We start from the raw sequence: 2,147 nt of genomic DNA, 5'->3' as shown, positions 1-2,147 counted from the left end.
TCATCATGACGCGCCGCATGTCGGCGACCGAGACATCGGAGAGCCTCATCCTGTTTTCGGCGCTGGCGCCGGCGCTGCTGCTTCTGCCCCTGCTGCCGTTTTCGTTTTCCCTGCCGCATGACGGTTGGCACTGGTTCGTGCTGCTGATGCTCGGCGTGTTCGGCGGCGTCGGTCACTGGCTGCTGGTCCAGGCCTACCGGCTGGCGACAACCACGGCTTTGGCGCCCTATCCCTATTCGCAGATGGTGTGGATGATCATTTCCGGCTGGATCGTCTTCAAGCAGTTTCCCGACCGCTGGACATTGGTCGGCGCCGCCATCATCGTCGCCAGCGGTCTCTACATCGTCCATCGCGAGCATAGGCTTCGGCTGCGGAGCCGCGCGGCCTCGGATGTCGAGGCCGAGGCGTTGGCAAAAAAACTTTGATTTGCCCCCGATCGGTGGCATAACGCCGCCTTTAAACAGTTTAGGTCTGAAAGTTCAGGTCCGGGGAGCACACGTCGCTGGCACAAAAAATCAAGCTTTCGACGATCGCGGATGCGCTCGGCGTGTCCACGGCCACGGTCTCTCTGGCGCTGCGCGACAGCCCTCTGGTTGCCGGTACCACGCGTGACCGCATCAAGGAACATGCCCGCGCCATCGGCTATATCTACAACCGACGCGCCGCCAGCCTGCGCACCTCGCGTTCCGGCATTGTCGGCGTCGTCGTCCACGACATCATGAACCCGTTCTTCGCCGAGATCCTGCGCTCAATCGAAAGCGAGCTCGACGGCAGCCGGCAGACCTTCATCCTGTCCAATCATTACGATCAGCTCGAAAAGCAGCGCACCTTCATCGATACGCTTTTGCAGCTCGGCGCCGACGGCGTCATCATGTCGCCGGCCATCGGCACGCCGGCTTCCGACATCCTGATGGCCGAGGAGAACGGCCTGCCGGCTGTGCTGATCGCGCGCACCGTCGAGGGTGCCGACGTGCCGGTCTTTCGCGGCGACGACTCTTATGGAACAGGCCTTGCCACCAACCATCTGATCTCGCTCGGCCACAAGCGCATCGCCATGATCGGCGGCACCGACCAGACCTCGACCGGCCGTGACCGCTACCAGGGCTATGTCAACGCGATGGAGGCGGCCGGGCTGGAAGTCAGGCCGTCATGGCGCATCGCCGGCCCACGCACCAAGCAGGCCGGCTTCGAGGCCGCCGGACAGTTCCTGGCGCTGAAGGACAGACCGACGGCTGCCTGCTGCTGGAACGACCTTGTCGCCATCGGCCTGATGAACGGCATTGCCCGTGCCGGCCTTGTGCCCGGCGTCGACATCTCCGTTACCGGCTATGACGACCTCGAAGAGGCGGCGATCGCGACGCCGGCCCTGACCACCGTCTGGAACGGCCAGCGCGAGGTTGGCCGCCGCGCCGCCAGCGCGTTGCTCGACAAGCTCAACGGCCAGACGGTGCGGCCCTCGCAGGAATTGATCAAGCCGGAACTGCATGTGCGTCAGTCGACCGGCAAGCCGGTGGAGCGTGCATGACCAAGGCCGAACAGTTGCAGACCGTCGCCATCCTGGTGCCGGGCGATTTCAACGACCATGCGGTCGACCGCATCAACCGTACGTTCAGGCGTGTCAGAATCGAACGCGCCGATCCGGCGCTCGTCACCGACGAGATGCGCAGTGATGTGCGCGGCATCGCTTCGTTTGCCGGCATCAACGCGGCGATGATGGATGCGCTGCCCAACCTCGAGCTCATCGCCTCCTTCGGCGTCGGCTATGATTCGGTCGATGTCGGCCATGCCCGAGCGAAGAACATCATGGTCACCAACACGCCCGACGTGTTGACCGAGGAGGTCGCCGACACCACGATCGGGCTGTTGATCAACACCATCCGCGATCTGCCGCGCGCCGAAACCTGGCTGCGCGACGGCAGCTGGGTGCGCAAGGGCAACTATCCGCTGAGCCGGCTGACCTTGCGCGGGCGCAGTGTGGGTATTTTCGGCATGGGCCGCATCGGGCAGGCCATCGCCCGGCGTCTGGAAGCTTTTGGCTTGCCGGTCGCCTACCACAACCGGCGCCGTGTCGAAGGTCTTTCCTACCAGTATCATGCGACCCTGAAAGGGCTTGCCGAAGCCGTCGATACGCTGATTTCGGTGGCGCC

General features: G+C 64.1%; 3 protein-coding genes. All 3 read left to right on the top strand.

The features are described from left to right. Window positions 1-425 (top strand): DMT family transporter (locus tag EN906_RS31830; RefSeq protein ID WP_164777520.1); only part of this gene is annotated, 425 nt, incomplete at its 5' end. A 77-nt stretch (window positions 426-502) separates the two neighbouring features. After that, complete coding sequence (locus EN906_RS31825; protein WP_127375667.1) at window positions 503-1,525, top strand: LacI family DNA-binding transcriptional regulator; 1,023 nt, start codon at window positions 503-505, stop codon at window positions 1,523-1,525. Beyond that, the coding region (locus EN906_RS31820) for an NAD(P)-dependent oxidoreductase (RefSeq protein WP_281060470.1) at window positions 1,522-2,147 on the top strand (626 nt) is incomplete at its 3' end. The genes EN906_RS31825 and EN906_RS31820, both read left to right, overlap by 4 nt.

Origin of the sequence: Mesorhizobium sp. M7A.F.Ca.CA.004.06.1.1 (assembly GCF_003999135.1) — a bacterium.
Lineage (GTDB): Bacteria > Pseudomonadota > Alphaproteobacteria > Rhizobiales > Rhizobiaceae > Mesorhizobium.
This window is presented reverse-complemented; position numbering and strand designations above follow the sequence as displayed.